Here is a 21,729-nt window from a genome sequence, read left to right on the forward strand (position 1 = left end):
AACAGCACCAAATTGCTGGTGCTGCTTGACGATCCAATGAGAAGCGCATAATCTCTGTGCAATTGAGACACGCACCACACTGATTGACGCACCAGTTCGGACGCGGGCGTCCAACCCGTCGACCGCCACAGCTCGGTCCCCCAGCGAAGTTCGACGGTTGCGCAGTACCACCGGACGTTGAGAAGGCCGCACTTTACGGTCTCGATCGGGAGAGACCGCTCCATACCAATTCGATGATGCCCAAGTATCACGCCGAGCCAGATCTCGAAGGAAACTCATGACCTCGACAGATTCTCACATTCGGGACCCCCATTCTTTTGTGCCCGCGCGAAAGATCGAAGACCTCGAACCGTTCCGAGCGAAGTACTTGGCTGAGCGAGACAAGCGCCTGACCGAGTCGGGTGCCGAGCAATACCTGGCTGTCCAATTCGAGGGAAAGTTCTCCGAGTTCGACGCCGATCCGTATGCGCGTGGGCGCAGAGAGATCGCCCCGATGACCGCCGAGGTCGATGTGTTGGTCATCGGGGCCGGGTTCATGGGTATGACGGCGGCCATCGGGCTCAAGAAGGCGGGAATCTCCAACATCAAGATCCTCGACGTCGCCGCGGACTTCGGGGGGACGTGGTACTGGAACAGGTACCCGGGCGTGCGCTGCGATATCGAGTCGTACATCTATTTTCCGATGCTGGAGGAGACTGGGTACGTACCCAAGGAGCGTTACAGCACTGGGACCGAGATCTACGAATACTGCCGACTGCTGGCGCGACAATTCGACCTGTACGACAACAGTCTGTTCCAGACTCGGGTCACCGGGATGGAGTGGGACGAGGACACAGCCCGTTGGACTGTGAACACCGATGGCGGAGACGTGTTCTCGGCTCGGTTCGTATCGACTCAGAGCGGGCTTTTCGTTCGCCCGCATCTGCCTGGTATTCCCGGGGTCGGAAGCTTTGCCGGGCACAGCTTCCATACCAGTCGATGGGACTTCGACTACACCGGTGGCGACGCCGAGGGTAATCTCACCGGCCTCGAAGGTAAGCGGGTTGCGATCATCGGGACCGGTGCGACAGGAATTCAGGCGATCCCGCACTTGGCCGATCACGCACAGTCGCTGGTGGTGTTCCAGCGGACCCCCACTCAGGTGATGCCTCGATTGAACGCGCCGACCGACACATCATGGTTCGAATCTCTGCCCGAGGGTTGGCATACCGAGCGGCGGATCGCATTCGACAAGTGCGCGATGGACCGCGTTGCGGCCGACTCCGAGGTCGACGACGGGTGGATTCGATTTGCGAAGTACCAGCTCGCGGCAATGGCCGAGGCAGGCAACGGCAACCCAACGCTGCAGGACTTCATGGACGCGATGGAGCGTTCGGACTACGAGTGGAACGAGATGCTCCGCGACCGCGTCGATGCGACGGTCCTCGACCCGGCGACAGCCGAAAAGCTGAAGACCTACTACCGAACGCTTTGCAAGCGTCCGGGTTTCAGCGACGTCTACCTGCCGACGTTCAACAAGGAATCGGTCGAACTGGTGGATACGTCGGCGACACCGATCGATCGGATCACCGAGCGTGGGATCGCGGTTGGCGATCGAGAGTTCGAGGTCGACCTGATCATCTATGCAACAGGCTTCGAGCACGGTCGTTCGTGGACGGACAAGGCGGGTTACGATGTACTCGGCCGGAACGGTAACCGTCTTTCGAAGAAATTCTCCGACGGTATCAGCACCCTGCACGGATTTCTTTCCCAGGACTTTCCGAATCTGTTCTTTCTCGGCTTCACGCAGACAGGTGCGGTGTCCAATTTTGCGCATTTGATCGACCAGCAGGCCAATCACATGGTCTACATCATCACCAAGGCCATGAAGTCCGGAATTCGTGCACTCGAGCCCACAGCTGACGCCGAGGCAGGGTGGAACACCGTCATGCGTGAAGTGAGTGTCGCCAAGCTCGAGTACTTCACTGCATGCACACCAGGGCAATACAACAACGAGGGAAAGCTGGCCGACAACAGAAATCCGCTGGTGTCGGGTGTCTACATGCCCGGATGCGAATTCTTCGATCTGCTGGCGGAATGGCGCAAACGCGACGACCTCGACGGTCTATCCGTCACGTCCTGATCCTAATTGATGACGAAAGAGGCACAGATGCAGAACATTCCGGTCGAAGTCGGCCAGATGTTGTTCACGATGGTGGATCCGAATCGCGGTCACGAGGTCGATTTCAACCGGTGGTACGAACGCGACCACCGGCTTTCCGGCTGCATGGTCGGACCGGGTTGGTTTGCCGGTGGCCGGTGGGTAGCCACTCGAGAGCTGAAGAATCTGCGCTTTCCGGCGACGGGTCCGGTGGCCGTGCCGGTGGATGCCGGTTCGTATCTGGCTGTGTACTGGGTACACAAGCCGGAGATGGAATCGGCAGAGGCTTGGGCCAAGGCGCAGGTGGGTTGGCTCTACGCACAGGGTCGGGGCTTTACCGAGCGTGAGCACGTGCACACCGGGTTGTATCTGCCGGATGCGAATGTGTCCGCGCACGACGACGGTGTGCCGCTCGAGCTGGCACTCGACCACAACTATCGCGGGCTCGTAGTTGTGACCATCGAGCCGTCGGATGGGGTGGCCCGTCAGACCGTGATCGACAAGCTCACCGAGGGGCCCGTCCGCGCTCTGCTCGATACTGGCGCAGTCGATTTGGTGAGCATGTGGGGGATGAAGCCGTGGCCACCCGATCACAACCCTCCCATGAAGATGGGTAACGACGGCGGAACAACGGATCGCATTGTGCAACTGTGTTTCTTGGAGGGCGATCCCGCCGACAGCTGGCAGCACATCGTCACCTATGCCGACGAGGTCGATCGATCCGGTGCCGGACGGGTCACGTTTGCCGCGCCGTTCATTCCGACCGAGGTAGGAACCGACAAGTACACAGACCAGTTGTGGTGAGCTCGTTGTGGTGAGAACAGGCGCGCAGGGTCAGGTCGACCTGCGCGCCTTGTCGGTAGACGGCCCAGGTTCGTTGCAGGCGAGAGAAAGAGAACTGACGTAGATGTTGAGCGGCGAGAAGATTTTGGTGACTGGAGTTGCGGGGCAGATCGCATTCCCCATTGCGCGCATGCTCGCCGTGGACAACGAGGTGTGGGGATTGGCGAGGTTCGGCAATCCTGACGACAAGACGCGGGTGGTGGATGCGAACATCACCCCGGTGGTCTGTGACCTGGGCACAGGAAATTTCGACGGTGTTCCTGGCGATTTCACCCGCGTAATCCATCTGGCTGCAAACATGGGCCCTGGGCTGAACTACGAACCAGCGATACGTGACAACGCCGAAGGAACGGGGTTGCTCCTTCAGCATTGTCGATCGGCGCGCTCGGTGCTAGTGATGTCCACGCATTCGGTCTACAAGCCCCAGGACGATCCGATGTTCGAGTTCGACGAATCAGCTCCGCTCGGGGACAGCAACAGCACCCACTCACCGTCGTACTCGGTGTCCAAGATCGGCCAGGAAGCGGTGGCGCGCTTCTGCTCTCGGTCCTTCGATCTGCCCGTGACAATCGCTCGCATGAATGCCTCGTACGGCCCGAACGGTGGCCTACCCGCCCTCCATATCGACGCTCTAGCCGCGGGAGCGGAAATCACAACTCGGTGGGATCCGTGCATGTACAGCCCGATCTACGAGGACGACATCAATGCGCAGTTCAGCTCTTTGCTCGATGCTGCCTCGTCCCCGGCTACCATCGTGAACTGGGCCGGAGACGAGCCTGTGAGTGCGCAGGATTGGTCCGAGTACGCGGGGGATCTGATGGGAATCAAGGCCCGGATCAACGTGGTGCCGATCGAGAACACTCTGCGCGGATCGATTGCCGACACCACCCGGCGGTCGGCGATCACCGGTCCGTGCACTGTGGACTGGCGCGAAGGAATTCGACGGACCGTCGCTGCACGCCATCCCGACAGGCTCGTTCGCAAGACCGGACCCTCCAGTCCTGAGGCCGCTACTTCTTCGGGCGAGTTGCGTAGACGAGTACTTTGAGCATGTCGACGATTTCGTTTCGTAGATCGTCAGGATCACGATCCAGATCGCCCAGCACCGTCAGATGCGGCTCGTAGAAATCCCACACTGCAGCGATCAATGCAATCAGCGCCGCGAGCGTCCGTGAGTCGAAGTCGCTACGAGTATGTGGCGCAAACGGTTTCGCCCACTGAGCCTCGATCTGAGTTCGGTAGCCGCGGGACCTGATGCCGCCGCTGAACAGATGTTCGGGTGTGGTCCCCTCCAGGATCGACCATGTCAACATTCGGCCGATCTGCCCCGAGTCTGCACCGAACGAATTCTCTATCGCAGCGTATGCGTCGTTCTCGTCGGAGAGTCGTTCACCGCCGTAGGTGACGAGCAGTTCCATCACCGCGACAAGCAGATTCTCCTTCGACTTGAAGAAGCGATGGATCAGGCTGTACGACACGTCCGCGGCCGCAGCGACCTCCCTCAGGGTCACCTTCGCGGGACCGCGTCGTGCGAACAGGTCGGCGGCGGCCAGCAAGATGGCGTGGCGTGGCCCCGAGGACCCTGAATCCTCCGGCCGCCACTCGGCCTTCGCCCACCGCGGGGTAGTTGTTGCGTCGGTGGACGCGGTGTGGTCTGTATCGGCCGCGTAGTACCTGTCGACGAGATCGAGAACCTCGACCTCGGCGTCGGCATCGGTCAACAGCTGTGCCGGTGTCGATCCGTTGCCCGGGATCGGTGTCTCCGACCATTGGGCGAGGTCATGTGGATCGACATCGCCTTCGAATGCGGCTAGAAACTTCTCGACTTCGGGCCGAGACCAACGAGTCTTCGGGTCGAATTGCCAGACCGGAAAGAGTGTCACGCCTTTCCCCGGATACCCGAGAAGTCGGTGACTACGGAGGCGCTTGTTGATTGCCTGACGGCTGATTCCCATGAATTCGGCGACCTGAGGGGTCGTCCACAACTGTGGGGCAGGCGGAACCGACCGGCCTTCGGTTGCGTCTGTCGCCGCGGGGTGATCGGCGTGTTCGTCGTCCATGGTCTGCCAATTCTGCCACGCGGAGTGAGCCGGCGGAATATCAGTTCTCACGGGAGTCCCTTTCAGTCAGGGCACGCGCCGAGCGGGATCGGTCACGAGAACCGAACCCGCTCGGCGGGTCAGCGAACGCGGTCGGCAGTATGCGCATCCGGTTCCGGTCGAGTCTTCGTCCCTTTGTCGACCAGCTTGCCGTCGATGCGCCCCGTGTCATCGGCGACGCCACGGCTGGGAACGGGCACCATCACGGCAACCCCGACGATTGCCGCCACAATGACCAGGAAGGCAGGCGCGAAGGGATTTCCGGTCCACGCGGTGAACTGCCCGGCAAGGTAGGGTCCGAAGCCACCGCCGAGCGCAGATCCGATTCCGAATCCGATTGCCGCCCCGCTGAAACGAACGCCGGCGGGGAACAGTGCGGTGAATGCGGCATAGGCTGGCACCGCAGCGGCACCGGCGATGCCGGCGATCAATGCGAAGGTCAGCACGGTGACACCGAAGTTGCCTCCTGTTGCCTTCATGACGTACATGACCGGCAGGATCGTCACGCCCAGAATTCCCATCAGCAGGATCAGTGTTCGCTTCCGACCCAGGCGGTCTACGATGAATGCGGCACCGATGGACGCAGATATTCCGATCGCCGATCCCAATGATGCGACCGCCGCTGCGGTGCCCGGCTTCATACCGACTTCCTGACGCAGGAAGACCGGTAGGTACGCAGCCGCTATGTAGCCGATCATCAGGACCGAGGCACTGAGCACGATGACTCGCGCCAGAGTGCGTGCGTGGTTCGAGAACAGTTCTTTCAGTGGGGCTTTCGGTACTTTCTTCTCGGACACGATACGGCGGTACTCGGGTGAATCCTCGAGGCGGAGACGCAGAATCAGGCATGTTGCCGTCATCGGCAGCGACAGCAGAAGCGGCACCCGCCAGCCCCAATCGGCCATCGAGCCTTCGGACAGCAGGAAGGTCAGCAACGCGACCACGCCCGGCGCGAGCGAGCTGCCGACGGCAAATCCGATCGGGGTGACGGCGCTCAACTTGCCGTGATTGTTCTTTCCCGCGTGCTCGGAGACGAAAGTGGTGGAGCCGATGAGTTCTCCGCCGGCCGAGAAGCCCTGCAGGAGGCGCAGGATGACCAGTAGTACCGGTGCGAAGACACCGATGGTGGCGTAGGTCGGCAACAGGCCGATAAGCGTGGTGGTTGCACCCATCCCGACGATGGTGATCATCAGCGTGAATCGACGCCCGCGGCGATCGCCGAGTTGTCCAAAGAACAAGCCACCGAGAGGACGGGCCAGGAAGCCTGTGCCGAGTACCGCCAGGGAGGCGAGTGTGCCGGTCACCGGATCGTCACTGGGAAAGAACAGTGGTGCTGTGTACGCGATCAAGAAGACATAGACCAAGAAGTCGTAGGCTTCCACGACGGTTCCGAGAAAGCCTGCGGTAGAGGCGCGTCTGACTACCTGCGGCGATGGCGTTGTGGGATTGTCGGTGGACACAGTGGATTCCTCGGCTTTCGGACAATTACTGCGTGGTGGGCGATACTGCGGTACGACGTTCGGTGATGCTTCGGGCAAAGTTCCCGATGCTGCGGATGGATCGTGTCGAGTCAGGGTGGTCGGGGAAGATCAGCGGCCACGTATGGCCCTGATCTGCGACGACCTCGAGCAGACACGACCTGTTGGCCGTGGCGAGCACTCGGGTCAGTTCCAAGGCATCTCCGACGAGCGATTCGATGCCTCCTACCTGGACCAATACCGCCGGCAACAGCGAGAGGTCTGCCAGCAGTGGAGAGACGAGTGGGTCGGAGTGCTCGCTACCTTGCAGGTAGTCCTCGCGGGCCGAGAGCGCCGTTGCGAGTGAAAAATATGGATCGGTCGACGTTGCGTAGCAGGGTGATTCGCAGCTCAAGTCGAGCCACGGCGAGAGCAACATCAAACCGGCGGGTGGGGTCGAGCCCGCGGCGACAACGGACATCGTAGATGCGAGCGCCAAGCCGGCGCCCGCAGAGTCTCCGGCGACGAAGATCGGCCCAGCGGTCTGGTCCACCAGCGACTCGTAGACAGCAACGGCATCACGCAGGCCGGCGGGAAAAGGGTGCTCGGGTGCAAGCCGGTATTCGGGAAGTACAACCGTCGCACCCGCTGCGTGAGCCAATTTCGTTCCGTACGCGGTATATGCCTCAGGGCTGCCCATACGGTACCCACCGCCGTGCAGGTACAGAATTGTGGAGTTGTCACCGCCGTGCAGCACCAGAGACGAGACGCCCCCGAATGCAACGACTTCGGGCTCTATACGCGTGCTGGATTCGACGGCAGTGCCGGTGAACTGGGCACGCCGCCCGACCAATTCGGGGCTTGCGGGCCTGCCGGGCCGCTCGGACGGCAACAGATCGCGTGCGGTTGTCTGCATCTGGCTACCTTGCTGTGGGTGCTCTGAGTTGTCGGGGTGCGTCGGTTTTCCGACGTGGAGCGAGTACGAGTACGGGTTAGTTCAGAACCCCGACATGTCGTACGGATATTTGACGGTGGCTCCGGCATCGACCACAAGCGTGTGCCCGGTGACGCTCCGAGACAGGTCGCTGACCAGAAAGAGCAGCGCGCTCGCGACATCGGAGGGAAACGTCAACCGTTGCAGCGGAGAAGATTCGATCGCGCGGCTGATGCCCGCGTCGTCCATTGCCTCGGAAATTCTCGGCGTGAAGACGAACCCGGGAGCCACCGCATTGACCCGGACACCAGCAGGGCCCAGTTCCACGGCAGCGGTTCGGACCAGAGAAAGCAGTCCGGCCTTGAAGACACCGTACGCACCGTGTTGAGGTGAGCTGCCGGTACCCGAGACAGAGGAGACGAAGGTCAGCGAACCGACACCCCCGTTCCCGACGCGCGGTCCGAAGTGACGAACCACCAGCGCCGCGTGCCGAAGTACGATGTCGTACTCCCACAGCCAGGTCTCATCGGTCGTGTCGACCAGCGAGGCATACCGCGCCATGCCGATGACGTCCACGACGCCGTCGACATCGCCGACCGAGGTTGCCAGCGAGCTCATCTGGGTGTCGTCCGTCGCATCGACCACCGCCGACTCCGCTCCGATCTCGGCGGACACCTGATCGGCGCGAACGGAATCGGAGTCGACGACAACGACCTGAGCCCCCACTTGAGCGAGCGCATGAGAGATCTGTCGGCCCATACCCTGACCACCACCGAGAACGATATACCTTCGACCGGACAGATCGAGTAGGGAACGGTAGTCGGGAACCCGATTGCACTCGGTGTCGAGCTCGGAGTGCGTGGGGGTGGTCACGACGACATGACAAGCACGCCGCGGTCGAGGAGACCATTCTTTGCGTCGTCGACCAACATATCGAAGGTATCGAGATTGTATGTCTTGGTAATCAATTCGTCCAAGAGTAGGCGGCCCGATCGGTACAGGTCGATGAATCGCGGTATGTCGGCTGCGGGCCGGGAAGAACCGTATCGGCAACCGAGAACCGAGCGGTCCATGTAGAACGTGCTTGCGGGCACGGAGAATTTCGTCTCTCGTGATGCCACGCCGAGGAGGATCAGCTGACCACCCCAGTCGAGCATGTCCATCGCCTGGGACGTGATCTTCTCTCCACCAACACAATCGAATACGTGATTGGCTCCGCCTCCGGTCAATTCGCGAAGAGCCGCAACCGTGTCGACCTGGGTAGGGTTGATGAAGTCCGTAGCTCCGAATCGGGTGGCTTGCGCTTCCTTCGTCGGATTGGTGTCGATCGCGACAATTCTGGTGGCCCCCGCAATCCTAGCCGCCTGGATGACGTTGAGGCCGATTCCGCCCGACCCGATAACCGCCACAGTGTCGCCGACCTGAATGCGGGCTCGGTTGAGGACTGCGCCGGCACCGGTGAGAACGCAGCAGCCGATCAGGCACGCGGAGGCCAGCGAGATGTCCTTCGGAATCGACACTGCCTGAACGGCTTTCACCAGTGCGTACTCGCTGAACGTCGACAGCGCGGCGAAGTTGTGGATCGCACCTCCGTCCATGCTGTACGGCGCCTGGGGAGCTCCGTACGATTCACGGCACATGGTGGGTCGGCCGGAAACGCATGCGGCGCAATGTCCGCACGTTGCCAGCGTCGAGAGCACAACGTGATCACCGACCGCGGGCGCAGTGACGCCTGGGCCGACCGCCTCGACGACGCCTGCCCCTTCGTGTCCCAGGATCACCGGCACCGGGAACGGGATCTTGCCGTTCATCACGCTGAGGTCGCTCTGGCACAGCCCACTGGCAACGATACGGACGAGCACCTCACCCGAGCCCGGCTCTCGGACGACCACGTTGTCGGAGAGCTTGCTTGCGGTGCCATCGAACACTATTGCTCTCAACTTCTGAACCTCACTGTCGTGCGGACTGCACTGAATGGGAAAGGGGGTTCGCGAGTGATCCGTCGGATCTGCCTCGCGCTTCAATTGATTCGATCGCCACGATTCGATAGCCGGATTCAGCGGCGAATTGCTCGCTCGCGCACCGGTTTCAGAGAGTGTAAACCGGCAGCATCTGCTCGTCAACCCATGTTTGGACACGTCGTGCTGAATCGAGTATAGGCAGAGAACACCCGGTCCAACCCGGTTTCGGCAGGCCCGTTCCGTACATGTCCGCAGCGCCCGTTGACGCAGGCGTGGCCAGTGGCTACAGTGACAGAGGTCACGGGAGAATGCAGGCATTGGGGGCGTTGGGCTCCCTGTCACGCGGTCGCCCTCGACTCGGTGCTGGGTGACAAAAGTATGCTCTGTTGCCTCAGAGCTGTTGTCGGACAGCTAATTTGTGCGCAGCTGCGTCAGGCGGTTGTTGCGATCGGAGGATGAAGTGGCGTCAATGTCGTTATCGATGAAACCTACTGGATGGTTTCAAATTGGCTGGTCGGCCGATCTCGAGGTCGGCGCGGTCACACCCCTGAGGTACTTCGGCCAGGATCTGGTGGCTTATCGCGCCGCGTCCGGCCGCCTGGTCGTCCTCAGCGCCTACTGCGAACACCTCGGTGCCAACATGGCCTACGGGGGAGCGGTCCAGGGTGAGGACATCGAGTGCCCGTTCCATAACTGGCGATGGAGCCCCGAGGGTCGCAATACCTGTATCCCGTACCAGAAGGCGACGAACCGAATCCGCAAGGTAGGCACCTGGCCTGCCGCCGAGCGCGACGGCGTCATGTACATCTGGCACGACGAAGAGGGCGGCCCACCTCAGTACGAGATCCCCAGTGTATTCGAGCTTTTCGAAGCCTCGGGTCCGCAGGGCGGGTATCACGGGCTCATCCCGGGAGGCACCTACGAAACGGCCGAAATTCGGATCCATCCGCAGTACGTGATCGAGAACGGTGTGGACTTCGCGCACTTCAAGTACGTCCATCGGACGGACGAGATCCCTACAGTTACCAAATCCGAGTTCGACGACCATGCGTATCGAACCGAGTTGGCGCTGACCTTCAAACGACGCAGTGGGGACGCGTCGGAGATAGTGCAGGGCGGCACCCTAGGTTCCATTCTAGGCCTGGGACTGGCCTATTCGTATTCGTGGGGCATCGGCGGAATCTGCAGTCTGACCGCTGTGACGCCGGTCGACGACGAGAAGTCGATTCTGCGGTTCTCGGCCTGGGCGAGTATCGAAGACGATGACGACGCGATGCTGGCCAAGCGGCTGCGTAGTGCAATCTCGCAGGTTCGGGCAGACATTGCCATCTGGGAGCATCAGCGCTACACCGAACCCCCGGGCTTGGCCACTGCAGAGGCCGCGGGGTTCCGGGAGGTTCGACAGTGGTCCCGACGCTTCTACCCAGAGGGCCACAAGGGTAGAAGTTGGGAAGATCAGCAGGCCGGCACCGATGCACTGGAGAAAGCGGAGTTGTCGAAGTGAGAACGCCATTGTCGAAAGAGAAGGAAGCGTGGCGCACCGAGATTCGTGAGTTTCTCGCTGCCGAACTGCCGCGCCGAGACGCTTTCAATCCCGAGTTCGACGATGCGTCCGAGCAGTGGGAAAAAGCAATCGAATTCAGTCGGAAGGTATCCGCCAAGGGCTGGATCGGCCTGACGTGGCCCACCCAGTACGGCGGCGGTGGTCGTGAGCCGATCGACAATCAGATTCTGCTGGAGGAGTTCGCAGCAGCGGATGCGCCGATGATCAATTCGGTGGGTATCTTCCTGGCCGCCGGAACAATCCTGGTCGGCGGAACCGAGGAGCAGAAAGCAGAACTGCTGCCTGCCATTTCGGGAATGCACACCCTGTGGGCGGAGGGTCTGACCGAACCCGAGGCAGGATCGGATCTCGGTTCGTTGCAGACGAGGGCCGTACGTGACGGGGCGGACTGGGTCATCACCGGCCAGAAGGCGTACACATCGTGGGGACCGATGTCCGACGTTCTGTACGTTGCCGCTCGGACGTCGCCCGAGGAGTCGACACGCGACGCAGTCAGCATCTTCGTGGTCGACCTGAAAAGCGCTGGGGTGACTCTTCATCCGATGCGGAACTACGGCGGTGGCGTTCAATCCAGCACCTATCTGGACAAGGTGCGGGTGCCGGCGAAGGCGCTGATCGGTGACGAGGGCAAGGGCTGGCAGTACATCATGCAGGCCTTCTACGCCTCGGGCACCGTCGAACCGATCTACGCCATGCAGGAGGCACGCTTGCGTGACCTGCTCGCGCACTGCCGAACGCAAGCCGGGGCACTCGATGATTCCCACGTGCGGGCAGACATAGCGCGATTGGCCGCGATGATTCAATCGCAGCGCCTCCTCGCCTACGAGATCCTCGGAAACAACGATGCCGGCCGACGTCAGCCCTACGGTGGAGCCGTACAGCAGGTCGTTGCGAAGGAGTTCGAGCCGCTGTTCGCGCAGGTCTACGACCGGGTTCTCGGGCCGACGAGCCAGTTGACGGCCGAGTCGGCATTCGCTCCCCTCAACGGAAAGCCGGAGGCTTGGTACCGGCAGTCCTTTGCCAATCATGCCGGTGGAACGGCCCAACTCAAGCGGATGGTGCTCGCAACGCGAGGCCTCGGCCTGCCCAGATAAGGAATCGGACTGTGAATTTGAATTGGGGTGAGGACCATTCGGTCCTCGTCGAGGTAGCAAAGTCGGTTTTCCCAAAATATTCGCCCCTGGTCGATCGCGCCAACTCCGTGTCGTACGCCGATCAGCTCGCACAGTTTCGAGACCTCGACTGGCTACAGCTGGGAGACGCGACCGGATTGTCCTCCGAGTGTGCCGCACTCGGTTCCATCGCAGGCATCTTCGTGGAGATGGGGTACGCGCTTGTCGACACTCCGCTCCTCGACCTCACCATTGCCCGTGACGTGGCGATGGTGCTCGCCACGGATGCGTCGACGAAGCTGGCCGAGAGCATCGGTTCGGGTGCCGCGTCGGTCATTCCGGTCCTGGGCCGTGAAGACTGGGGATCGCAGCTCAACCTCGAGAATGGAATTCTCCGCGGAACGGCGCTGGCCGTCGCGTACGCCGAGAACGCCGACTCGTTCTTGGTCGAAGCAGTCGAGGGCTCGGAGACGGTCGTGGCGATCGTCGACGCAGGATCGGGCTCAACGGTAGCGGCGATGCCCAACATCGGGCGATATCCGCTCTTCGCGGTGACCTTCGAAGATGCCCCGGTGACAGCGGATTCGATTCTGGCGCGAGGCGCGTCGGCCGATGCGGCACTCGAGGTCGCCACGCAACGTGCTGCGGTGCTCAGGGCGGCGCAGGTCCACGGGGCAGGTAAGCGGCTGCTCGACATCACGGTTCGGTATGCGCAGGAGCGCAATCAGTTCGGTGGACCGATCGGGCGATTCCAAGCCGTGCAGTATCTGTGCACTGACATGACGATCAACGTACATCTGACCTCGGCCTACGTGCGAGCAGCCGCAAACGCCATCGACAACAGGGCTCCGTCACAACCCCACCTGGCCCTGATGTGCAAGCAGGCAGCCGAGACGGCACGGGAGATGGTCCACTCGGCCCACGAGGTGCATGCAGGCATGGGATACATGGTCGAATCCAACGTTCACCTGTTCACCAATGCGGCCAAACGCTGGCAGTACGACTTCGGAACGGACGCTACCAACGACGCGCTGGTCACGTCCGCAGTCGAGCACATCTACGCGGGGGCCGGATTGTGAGCACAGTCGACTACACGGTCAACGATGCAGTGGCGATCATCAGCCTGAATCGACCGGAAAAGCACAATGCCCAGGACGAGTCGATGTTGCAGGACTTGGACGCTCGATGGCGGGAGGCAGCAGCCGACGATGCGGTCAAAGTGATCGTCTTGCGCGCAAACGGCGACAACTTCTCGGCCGGCCATGATCTGAAGTCCGAGGCCTCGGGCTATCGCAGGCCCGGCAAAAGCATTCTGGAAAGTGCGTACGCCTGGGAGGCCGAGCACTACCTCGGATACTCCAGGAGGTGGCGCGATATCCCCAAACCCTCCATTGCTGCCGTCAAAGGTGCATGCATCGCTGGGGCACTCAACGTGATCTGGCCGTGCGATCTGATCGTGGCAGCCGACAACACATACTTCAGTGATCCGGTGGCCCAATTCGGCATCAGTGGCGTCGAATATCACGCGCACACATGGGAACTCGGCCATCGTCGGGCGAAGGAGATGCTCTTCACCGGCCGCAGCTTCTCGGCGGACGAGGCCCTGCAGGCCGGGATGGTCAACCGGGTGGTGCCGCTGAGCGAACTCGATTCACAGGCAATGGACTTGGCGCGGGAGATCTCGGCGATGGACTCCTGGGCGTTGGCCCAGTCCAAGCGCGCGGTCAATCAGGCTCTCGACATCATGGGCCAACAGACGGCGCTGCAGTCGGCTTTCGACATGCACTGGTTGGGGCACGCCAACGCGTTGCTCACCACCGGGTATCCGCTCCTGACGGCGCAACCGCTGAAGTCGTCGAACGGCACGAAGGGCGACCATGACAATTGATTCGGCCGTAGGCACAGGGACCGTAACCACAGGAACACTGTGGGATCTTCTGAGCGACCGTGCCCGAACCTCGCGCGAGCGTACGATGCTCATCGACGAGCACGGTCGGCGTGAGACGTTTGGTTCCGTTGTCGACGCCGTCGAACGAGTTGCTGCTGGGCTACTGGCGCAGGGAATCTCGGCGGGGTCGACAGTGAGCTGGCAACTTCCGACGCGGATCGACACGGTCGTTCTCAGCATGGCACTCGCACGATTGGGTGCCGTACAGAACCCCATCATCCCGATCTACCGCGGCCGCGAGGTCGGGGCCATGGTCGATCAGTGCGCGTCGGAGTGGTTGATCACGCTCGAGCGCTTTCGGGGATTCGACCACCGCGCGATGGCGGAGGAGGTTCGCGAGAATGCTCGGGGTCCGCTCGAGCTCATGGTCATCACCGATGGTCTGCCCGACGGCGACCCCGCGACCTTGCCCGCGCCGCCGACGGACGGGGATGCCGCGCGCTGGATCTACACGACCTCGGGCACCACATCCGCTCCGAAAGGTGTGTGTCACAGCGATGGCACGCTGATGGCAGGTGGTCTGGGATTGGCGGATGCACTCGGTGCTACAGCCGAGGACGTCTCGACGATTCTGTTTCCCTATGCCCATATCGGCGGCCCCGACATGATGGTCGCGGGTCTGGTGACCGGGATGGCGCTGGTGATCATGGAGGTCTTTGAACCGGTTGCTGCGGTGGAACTGATGCGCGGCAACAGCGTCACCGTGACCGGTGGGTCGACTCCTCACTACTCACTCCTGCTGGCCGAGCAGCGAAAGCAGCCCGGTACGGCTCTGATCCCGACACTGCGTGCGCTGGCCGGGGGCGGAGCGCCGATGCCCGAGTCACTGTTCCGAGACGTGCTGCACGAGATGGGAATTCCGGTTCTGCACGCGTACGGAATGACGGAGTGCCCGATGATCACTGCGGCCAGACCGGCCGACGCCACCGAGCTACTGGCGACGACATCAGGGCGTCCGGTGCTCGGTTGCGAGGTGCAGATACGGTCCGAGGACGACGAGGTGTTACCCGTCGGAGTCGCAGGACGGGTGTGGCTGCGCGGATCGATGCTGTTCAAGCACTATTTGGACGACGGTGACATCGTCAGACCCTTCGACGAGGACGGCTGGTTGTTCACCGGTGACCTCGGTCGGTTGCAAGTGGATGGGCACCTCGTTCTCGTCGGTCGCGAAAAAGACCTCATCATCCGCAAGGGCGAGTCGATCAGTCCGATCGAGATAGAGGTGGTCTTGTCGCAACACCCCGCTATCGCCGACGTCGCGGTGATCGGATTGGCCGATGATGTTCGCGGAGAACGGATCTGCGCCGTCGTTCAACTACACCCTGATGCGTTGCCACTCGAACTCTCCGACCTTCGTGAGCATTGCCACGAGTCCGGAATCTCGCCCGCCAAATACCCCGAGCAGATCGAGTTCGTATCCGAGATGCCCAGAACGCCGACGATGAAGATACGGAAGCAGAATCTACGCGCGTCGTTGGCCGGCAGCAGTGCTGCCGAGAAGCCTCGACCCGCGGCTGTCGTCTGAGTTCGGTTGCAGTGTGACTTCGAGTCGAACATTACTTTCGGCAAAAGTTCCATGTCGTGTGCTCGCAATACCAGAAGAGGATGAACGATGCCCGATCTTAGTTTTATCGAGCGAGCAGTCGCATGTGCCGATGTGAATGCTCTGCGGATGGCGCTGTTTCAAGCCACGCGTGATCCTGACATCGCCGCAGTCAAGGCCGTCCGCGCTCGGGGAGCTGCGTCCGACACCGTGGCGTTCACGCCCGAGGGTGAGGATCTCGTTCGTCGGAAAGCAGTGGAGTTCTTGAACTCCGGGTTCGACAGTGGCGCGCTCCCGACGCCCACCGAAGCCGAAGTCGCTGAGCTGGCCATGATGGCCGAGGCGCGGGAACTGCAGCCTGAAGAGATGATCATGCGAGTGCACCTTCCCGCATTCGCGGAGATGCCATATCGGGCGCGATGGACTGCTGGAGCGGAGGTTCCGAATGGATTCGTAGTCGCCATCGTGGGAGCAGGCTTCGCCGGAATCGCCATGGGAGTGCAGCTCGAGCAACTGGGGATTCCCTTCAAGATCTTCGAACGGCGCGCGGAGGTCGGTGGGGTCTGGAGTGCCAACACCTATCCCGATGCACGAGTGGACACCTTGAGTTCGAGCTACGAGTTCGGATTCGAGAAAAGGTTCCCCTGGACCGAGTATTTCGCGCGTCAATCCGAAGTGCAGGGATACCTCGACCATGTGTCGCACAAGTACGGTGTCCACGAGCACGTCGAATTCGGTGCGGCTGTGACATCGGCAAGGTACGACGACGATGCGAAGAAGTGGAAACTGACGGTGCAGAGGGCGTCCGAGGTCATCGACTTCGAGGCCAACGTCGTCATCACCGCGAGTGGGCTGTTCTCGACTCCGCGCGAGCTGCCGGTCGAGGGTGCGGCCGATTTCGCCGGTAAGATCGTGCACACCACACAGTGGGACAGCGCGATCGACTACGAGGGCAAGCGAGTTGCCATCATCGGAAACGGGTCGACGGGCGTGCAGCTCTTGTCGCAGATCGCTGCAACTGCCGAGTCGGTCGTGGTGCACCAGCGCACTCCGCAATGGATCACCCCCCGTCCTCGCTACGGCGATCCGGTGCCCGAAGAATTGCAGTGGCTGCTGCAGAACATGCCGTTCTACTGGAATTGGAACAAGTACGTCGCAGGTCTGAGCACGATCGATCTGCGAGATCTGTTGGTTCCCGACGAGAGCTGGATTCAATCCGGTGGTGGAGTGAACGAACGCAACGACGGGTTGCGGGACGCGTTGGTGAAATATGTCGAGATGCAGGTCGACGGTAGGAAGGACCTGCTCGACGAGCTGATTCCGGACTATCCCCCCATGACTCGTCGTCCGGTGGTCGACAACAATTGGTACGCCTCGCTGCTGCGAGAGAACGTCGAACTGGTCACCACCCCCATCGAACGGATCACGACCGACGGCGTGCAAACCGCAGACGGTGTGCTTCGTCAGGCCGATCTGATCGTGGCGGCGGTGGGATTCGAGACCGAGAAGTACCTGTGGCCGACCGAGTACTACGGCGCTCGTGGGGTGAGCCTGGAGGAGGCGTGGAGCACCGACGGAGCCCAGGCGCACCTGGGGATGACGGTGCCCGACTTCCCGAACCTGTTCATGCTGTACGGTCCCAATTCGCAGCCGGTTGCCAGCGGTTCGGGATTTCCGGGCTGGCTCGAGATCTGGTCCAAGTACATCGCCGAGGCGATCGTAGAATTGGTCGAGGGTGGATACTCGTCGATGGCGGTTCGCCGTGAGGCCTTCGAGACGTACAACGCTCTCCTGCACAAGGAGGCCGGCAACCTCATCTACCTCTCCCAGAACAGTGCTACGTCGAAAAACTACTACCTCAACGAGTGGGGACGCCTTCAGGTCAACGTCCCCTGGACCGGAGAACAATTCTTCTCGATGTGCGCGCAGTTGAAGTCCTCGGATTTCGACTTCACCGACGCGAAATAGCTACCGGAAAGCGCAGGAGCTGGAATGAATACCTCGAACTCCGGCAGTCACGGACATGATCTGACCGTCATCGATGTCATCGACGAGACGTCGGATGCGCGGTCGATCGTGTTTCGCACGCCGCTCGAACATCGGGAGCAGTTCACCTACCTACCGGGGCAGTTTCTGACTCTTCGGATACCAAGTGAGAGAACCGGTCATGTCGCACGGTCCTACTCGCTCTCCAGCGCCCCGGACATCGACGATGACCTCAAGGTGACGGTCAAACGCACCGTCGCCGGCTACGGATCGAACTGGCTGTGCGACAACATCCTTCCCGGCGACACCGTCACCGTGCTCCCACCGTCGGGACGCTTCACGCCTGGTCGCTACACCAATGATTTGCTGTTGTTCGCGGCCGGTAGCGGAATAACTCCGGTGATGTCGATTCTCAAGACTGCACTGTTTCGGTCCGACTGCCAGGTAGCGTTGTTCTACGCCAATCGGTCTCGCGATGCCGTCATATTTCGCAGTGAACTCGACGGTTACCTCGACAAGTTTCGCGACCGGTTGACAGTGCGCTACTGGTTCGACGACGCCGAGGGTTTCCCTTCCTCCGAGATCATCGAGCAGGTGGCCGTCCGACACGCCCGTGCCGAGGCGTTGTTTTGTGGCCCGGCACCGTTCATGAGCACCGTTGCCAGCGGACTTCGTGGGGCAGGTGTGCCTGCCGAGCGTCAGCACATGGAGGTGTTCAGCAGTATCTCCGGTGACCCGTTCACCGCGCCGATCCTCACAGTCGACGACAGTGCGGAGACGATCGACACGGAAGTTCGGCTGGACGGTGATACGCACCGATTCGATTGGCCCGTCAACGGCACATTGGTCGACGTTCTGTTGAGTCGGGGTGTGGAAGTCCCGTACTCGTGTCGATCGGGCGAATGTGGTTCCTGTGCATGCACTGTCGTGTCTGGCAGTGTGGTGATGGAAAAGTCGGACATCCTATCGGCAGAAGACATCGCCGATGGCTACGTGCTCGGATGTCAATCTCGCCCGGTGTCGGGGCCGATCGAAATCGAGTTCTGACAGCAGAGTTTCGTTCGACTCCGAAGTGGTCGCGCGGGGAGGCGAACTCCCCAACGAAAGGTTCGAAAACATGTCACGATCAATGCATCTCGCCGTCTTTGCTCAAGGGGTAGGGGTGTCGCAGTCCGTGTGGCGCTCACCCCGTACACAACCTGAGTCGATGCACTCGCTCGCCCACTGGACCCGGCTGGTGCGCCTGGCGGAAGACGGGTGTTTCGATGCGTTCTTCATCGCAGACCAGCTCAATCTGGCACCGACAATCGCCAAAGATGCGACCGACCGGCCGGATCCGATCGTCGTCCTCGCCGCCTTGGCTGCGGTCACCTCGAAAATCGGGCTGATCGGTACCAGTTCGACCACGTACAACGATCCGTACACCGTCGCGCGCCAGTTTGCGACATTGGACCAGATGAGTGATGGCCGGGCCGGATGGAACGTGGTCACCACGGCCATTGCCACCGCGGCAGCGAACTACGGTTCGGACGGGTTGCCGGACCACGAAGCTCGGTACGAGCGCGGGGAAGAATTCGTGGACGTCGTCCGTGCGTTGTGGGACGCGTGGGCAACCGATGCCATCGTCGGAGATCGCGCGACGGGCGTGTGGGCGGATCTGGACAAGATCAAGGCCATCGATTATGCAGGCGAACACTTCCAGGTCAAGGGGCCGATGACGCTTCCGCGGTCGCCACAGGGGCAGCTGCCACTCGCGCAGGCAGGATCCTCGCCGACCGGCATGAAGCTGGGCGCACGTGTTGCCGACATGGTGTTCACTACGCAGCACCACCTGGCGGCGGCCACCGAATTCGCTGAATCCATGCGCGCACTCGCAGTCGCTGCTGGCCGTGCACCCGACGCAGTGAAAGTGTTGCCCGGTATCACCCCGATCGTGGGTAAGACCGAGAGCGAAGCACGCGAGTTGGCCCGGGAGATTGGATCTTTCATCAGCGAGGAGTCGACGCTCGGCTTTCTGAAGCAGTCGTTCGGCGGGCTCGACCTGTCCGGCTACGACCTCGATGAGCCGTTCCCTGATCTTCGCGGCGCATTACCCGCACACGCCTCGGTATCGCGGCCAGAGCTTTTCATCAAGATGGCGCTTGACGAGGGTCTGACCGTCCGTCAGCTGGCTCAGCGCGTCGGAATGAGCATCGGACATCGACCGCTGGTCGGTACACCCGACACCATCGCCGACGAGATGCAGCGTTGGTTCGAGGCAGGCGCCGCGGACGGGTTCATCGTGCTCCCGGCCGATCTGCCTGTCGGGCTGGAGGAGTTCGTCGACATGGTGGTTCCGCGGCTGCAGGATCGCGGATTGCTGCGTAAGGCATACAGCGGCAGCACGTTACGCGAGCATTTGGCCGAGTGACCGTCCGTTTCATCGAATCTCTGTGTAACGGAGGCAGTCTTGGCAACTCAACAGCTCGACAACGACGTGCCCGCGACCGCTTCGACCTCGTCGGCACTCATCGATCGTGTCGCTATGCTTCTCGAAGCCTTTGTGGGACAGGGTCCTTTGCGACTCGCGGAGATCGCCGAACGGTCGCACCTGCCTCGCTCGTCCACGCATCGAGTGCTGCAGCGACTCGTCGAACTCGGATGGGTCGAGAGGCACGGCTTTCACTACATCCTGGGAATCCGGATGTTCGAGCTGGGATCGCAGGTCACCAGGCAACGCAGTGTGCAGGCTGCGCTGCCGGTCATGATCGACATTGCGCGTCGTACCGGTCATACCGTGCATCTGAGTATTCTTGCCGGATCCGAGGTTCTGCACCTCGAACGAGTCGGGCTGTGGCCGCGGGCTCACCCGGGGTGGAACGTCGGTGCCAGGCAACCCGTCGAACAGGCGGCCGGAGGTCGAGCTCTGTTGGCGGCGACCGCTTTCGAGGATTGGCCTCCACTGGATTTCTCGGTGGTACCCACGTGTTACAGCGTGCGGACGCGTGCCCATCTGGAGCGTGAACTGAACAAGGTTCGCGACAGAGGGGGAATCGCAGTGGATGTACAGGGTTGTGCTCTCGGAGTCACCGCCGTCGCTGCGCCGATCGATGTCGATCGAGGAAAGATTGCCCTGTCGGTCTGTGGTCCGACCCGGTCACTCGATACCGACTCGGTCGTCGCGATCGTGCGCACCGCCGCTGTCGACATCTATCGAGCCGCGTCCGGCGTTCCGGCACTGCGCCGACGGGTGATCAATTGATCGGAGCGGACGCAAGGGCGGGGGAGAACGTGATGCCCTCCCGCTCGCTCAGGCGTCGGAGTTCGCAGAGCTGATCACAATAGTGATTCCTATCGGTTGCCCGGATCGTGACATTCGCGATCGTGGCACCGGTTCGGCGTAGGCCATCGAGAGATGAGAGCACCGCTCCCGGCGCTCCGAGCGGGTCGACCGGTTCAGGGTGCGAGAGCACCACCTCGAACCCGGCCGGCATCTCGATACCGGCAAGCATGGCCTCGAGTCGGGATGCGCTGATTCCGAAAGGAACCCAGCCGTCGCCGTGCTCGACGGCTCTGCGAAGTGAGAGGCTCGTGCTGCCACCGACCCAGATCGGCACGTGATCCTGAAGAGCGTGCGGCTCGACCACCAGGTTCTCGAAATCGTAATATCGCCCATGGTATTCGGGTTCCGATGTGGACAGCGAGGATCGCAACGACGTGAGCGCATCGTCGGCCCGCGGTCCTCGGTCCTGGAACGGCGCGCCGATCAGGTCGAATTCTTCTTCGAGAGTTCCGACTCCGACGCCGAGAATCAGTCGCCCGCCACTGATTCTGTCCAGAGTTCCGTACCGCTTCGCGATCTCGAGTGGATGATGGTAGCCGAGCACGAGCACGTGTGTCGCGAGCCGAATGTGCGTCGTCATCGCGGACAGGTAGCCGAACGTAGCGAGGGGGTCCCAGTAGGTGCCACCGCGCACCGCGGCTGCATCGGCCGGTACGGCAATGTGCTCGCTGCAGGTGATGTGGTGATAGCCGAGTTCGTCGGCGGTCCGCGCTATTTGCGCGACATCCTCGATCTCGGCGGCGCTCTCCCAGTCGGAGCGCATCCTGGGGTGCTGGATCAGCACTGGAGTGACAATCCCCAGACGCATCGAGGCCGGACG

Annotated in this window: 18 protein-coding genes; 12 read left to right on the plus strand and 6 right to left on the minus strand. The window is 61.7% G+C overall.

What is annotated here, in order from left to right; all coding sequences use genetic code 11:
* The first annotated feature begins 277 nt into the window (after nt 1–277).
* The 3 genes from WDS16_RS26580 to WDS16_RS26590 all read left to right on the plus strand — a co-directional run bounded on the left by WDS16_RS26580 (nt 278) and on the right by WDS16_RS26590 (nt 4,031).
* Nucleotides 278–2,122, plus strand: coding sequence for an NAD(P)/FAD-dependent oxidoreductase (locus WDS16_RS26580; protein WP_338889090.1), 1,845 nt, complete (start codon nt 278–280; stop codon nt 2,120–2,122).
* A 27-nt stretch (nt 2,123–2,149) separates the two neighbouring features.
* Nucleotides 2,150–2,944, plus strand: coding sequence for a hypothetical protein (locus WDS16_RS26585; protein ID WP_338889091.1), 795 nt, complete (start codon nt 2,150–2,152; stop codon nt 2,942–2,944).
* 127 nt (nt 2,945–3,071) lie between these two features.
* On the plus strand, nt 3,072–4,031 hold the full coding sequence (locus WDS16_RS26590; protein WP_338889092.1) for an NAD(P)-dependent oxidoreductase: 960 nt from the start codon (nt 3,072–3,074) through the stop codon (nt 4,029–4,031).
* Here WDS16_RS26590 and WDS16_RS26595 read toward each other — a convergent pair.
* The 5 genes from WDS16_RS26595 to WDS16_RS26615 all read right to left on the minus strand — a co-directional run bounded on the left by WDS16_RS26595 (nt 3,994) and on the right by WDS16_RS26615 (nt 9,413).
* Nucleotides 3,994–5,094: a helix-turn-helix domain-containing protein gene (locus tag WDS16_RS26595; RefSeq protein ID WP_338889094.1), complete on the minus strand. Its 1,101-nt coding sequence runs from the start codon at nt 5,092–5,094 to the stop codon at nt 3,994–3,996. The genes WDS16_RS26590 and WDS16_RS26595 overlap by 38 nt on opposite strands.
* A gap of 68 nt (nt 5,095–5,162) precedes the next feature.
* Complete coding sequence (locus WDS16_RS26600; protein WP_338889096.1) at nt 5,163–6,542, minus strand: MFS transporter; 1,380 nt, start codon at nt 6,540–6,542, stop codon at nt 5,163–5,165.
* 25 nt (nt 6,543–6,567) lie between these two features.
* Nucleotides 6,568–7,455, minus strand: coding sequence for an alpha/beta hydrolase (locus tag WDS16_RS26605; protein ID WP_338889097.1), 888 nt, complete (start codon nt 7,453–7,455; stop codon nt 6,568–6,570).
* Nucleotides 7,456–7,536: 81 nt separating this feature from the next.
* Nucleotides 7,537–8,346, minus strand: coding sequence for an SDR family NAD(P)-dependent oxidoreductase (locus tag WDS16_RS26610; protein WP_338889099.1), 810 nt, complete (start codon nt 8,344–8,346; stop codon nt 7,537–7,539).
* Nucleotides 8,343–9,413: a Zn-dependent alcohol dehydrogenase gene (locus WDS16_RS26615; protein ID WP_338889101.1), complete on the minus strand. Its 1,071-nt coding sequence runs from the start codon at nt 9,411–9,413 to the stop codon at nt 8,343–8,345. Before WDS16_RS26615 ends, WDS16_RS26610 begins: the two co-directional genes overlap by 4 nt.
* 502 nt (nt 9,414–9,915) lie before the next feature.
* On the opposite strand from WDS16_RS26615, the gene WDS16_RS26620 reads away from it, so the two are divergent.
* From WDS16_RS26620 to WDS16_RS26660, 9 genes are all read left to right on the plus strand, one after another.
* A complete protein-coding gene (locus WDS16_RS26620; protein WP_338889102.1) occupies nt 9,916–10,938 on the plus strand; it encodes a Rieske 2Fe-2S domain-containing protein in 1,023 nt (340 codons plus the stop codon).
* Nucleotides 10,935–12,092 (plus strand): acyl-CoA dehydrogenase family protein, encoded by a 1,158-nt coding sequence (locus WDS16_RS26625; protein WP_338889103.1) that lies wholly within the window; start codon nt 10,935–10,937, stop codon nt 12,090–12,092. The genes WDS16_RS26620 and WDS16_RS26625 overlap by 4 nt, the downstream gene beginning before the upstream one ends.
* An 11-nt stretch (nt 12,093–12,103) precedes the next feature.
* On the plus strand, nt 12,104–13,189 hold the full coding sequence (locus WDS16_RS26630) for an acyl-CoA dehydrogenase family protein (RefSeq protein WP_338889104.1): 1,086 nt from the start codon (nt 12,104–12,106) through the stop codon (nt 13,187–13,189).
* Nucleotides 13,186–13,998, plus strand: a complete 813-nt coding sequence (locus tag WDS16_RS26635) for an enoyl-CoA hydratase (protein WP_338889106.1) — start codon at nt 13,186–13,188, stop codon at nt 13,996–13,998. Before WDS16_RS26630 ends, WDS16_RS26635 begins: the two co-directional genes overlap by 4 nt.
* Nucleotides 13,988–15,583, plus strand: coding sequence for a class I adenylate-forming enzyme family protein (locus tag WDS16_RS26640; RefSeq protein ID WP_338889108.1), 1,596 nt, complete (start codon nt 13,988–13,990; stop codon nt 15,581–15,583). Before WDS16_RS26635 ends, WDS16_RS26640 begins: the two co-directional genes overlap by 11 nt.
* Nucleotides 15,584–15,670: 87 nt before the next feature.
* Entirely contained in the window at nt 15,671–17,569 is a 1,899-nt protein-coding gene (locus WDS16_RS26645) for an NAD(P)/FAD-dependent oxidoreductase (protein ID WP_338889110.1), read from the plus strand.
* Between the two features lie 24 nt (nt 17,570–17,593).
* Nucleotides 17,594–18,634 carry a ferredoxin--NADP reductase gene (locus WDS16_RS26650; RefSeq protein ID WP_338889111.1) on the plus strand — a complete coding sequence of 347 codons (1,041 nt, stop codon included), beginning with the start codon at nt 17,594–17,596 and terminating at the stop codon, nt 18,632–18,634.
* A gap of 82 nt (nt 18,635–18,716) precedes the next feature.
* Nucleotides 18,717–19,997, plus strand: coding sequence for an LLM class flavin-dependent oxidoreductase (locus WDS16_RS26655; protein WP_338893620.1), 1,281 nt, complete (start codon nt 18,717–18,719; stop codon nt 19,995–19,997).
* 39 nt (nt 19,998–20,036) lie between these two features.
* On the plus strand, nt 20,037–20,828 hold the full coding sequence (locus WDS16_RS26660) for an IclR family transcriptional regulator (protein ID WP_338889112.1): 792 nt from the start codon (nt 20,037–20,039) through the stop codon (nt 20,826–20,828).
* On the opposite strand, the gene WDS16_RS26665 is transcribed toward WDS16_RS26660, so the two are convergent.
* Nucleotides 20,821–21,717, minus strand: coding sequence for an LLM class F420-dependent oxidoreductase (locus WDS16_RS26665; protein WP_338893621.1), 897 nt, complete (start codon nt 21,715–21,717; stop codon nt 20,821–20,823). The genes WDS16_RS26660 and WDS16_RS26665 overlap by 8 nt on opposite strands.
* Nucleotides 21,718–21,729: the final 12 nt, after the last annotated feature.

Source organism: Rhodococcus sovatensis (genome assembly GCF_037327425.1).
Classification (GTDB): domain Bacteria; phylum Actinomycetota; class Actinomycetes; order Mycobacteriales; family Mycobacteriaceae; genus Rhodococcoides; species Rhodococcoides sovatense.

Excerpts from the sequence above, each read along its gene's own strand:
- WDS16_RS26580 (WP_338889090.1), top strand. The coding sequence starts at position 278 with ATGACCTCGACAGATTCTCACATTCGGGACCCCCATTCTTTTGTGCCC.
- WDS16_RS26585 (WP_338889091.1), top strand. The coding sequence starts at position 2,150 with ATGCAGAACATTCCGGTCGAAGTCGGCCAGATGTTGTTCACGATGGTG.
- WDS16_RS26605 (WP_338889097.1), bottom strand. The coding sequence starts at position 7,455 with ATGCAGACAACCGCACGCGATCTGTTGCCGTCCGAGCGGCCCGGCAGG.
- WDS16_RS26620 (WP_338889102.1), top strand. The coding sequence starts at position 9,916 with ATGAAACCTACTGGATGGTTTCAAATTGGCTGGTCGGCCGATCTCGAG.
- WDS16_RS26640 (WP_338889108.1), top strand. The coding sequence starts at position 13,988 with ATGACAATTGATTCGGCCGTAGGCACAGGGACCGTAACCACAGGAACA.
- WDS16_RS26645 (WP_338889110.1), top strand. The coding sequence starts at position 15,671 with ATGCCCGATCTTAGTTTTATCGAGCGAGCAGTCGCATGTGCCGATGTG.
- WDS16_RS26650 (WP_338889111.1), top strand. The coding sequence starts at position 17,594 with ATGAATACCTCGAACTCCGGCAGTCACGGACATGATCTGACCGTCATC.
- WDS16_RS26655 (WP_338893620.1), top strand. The coding sequence starts at position 18,717 with ATGCATCTCGCCGTCTTTGCTCAAGGGGTAGGGGTGTCGCAGTCCGTG.
- WDS16_RS26665 (WP_338893621.1), bottom strand. The coding sequence starts at position 21,717 with ATGCGTCTGGGGATTGTCACTCCAGTGCTGATCCAGCACCCCAGGATG.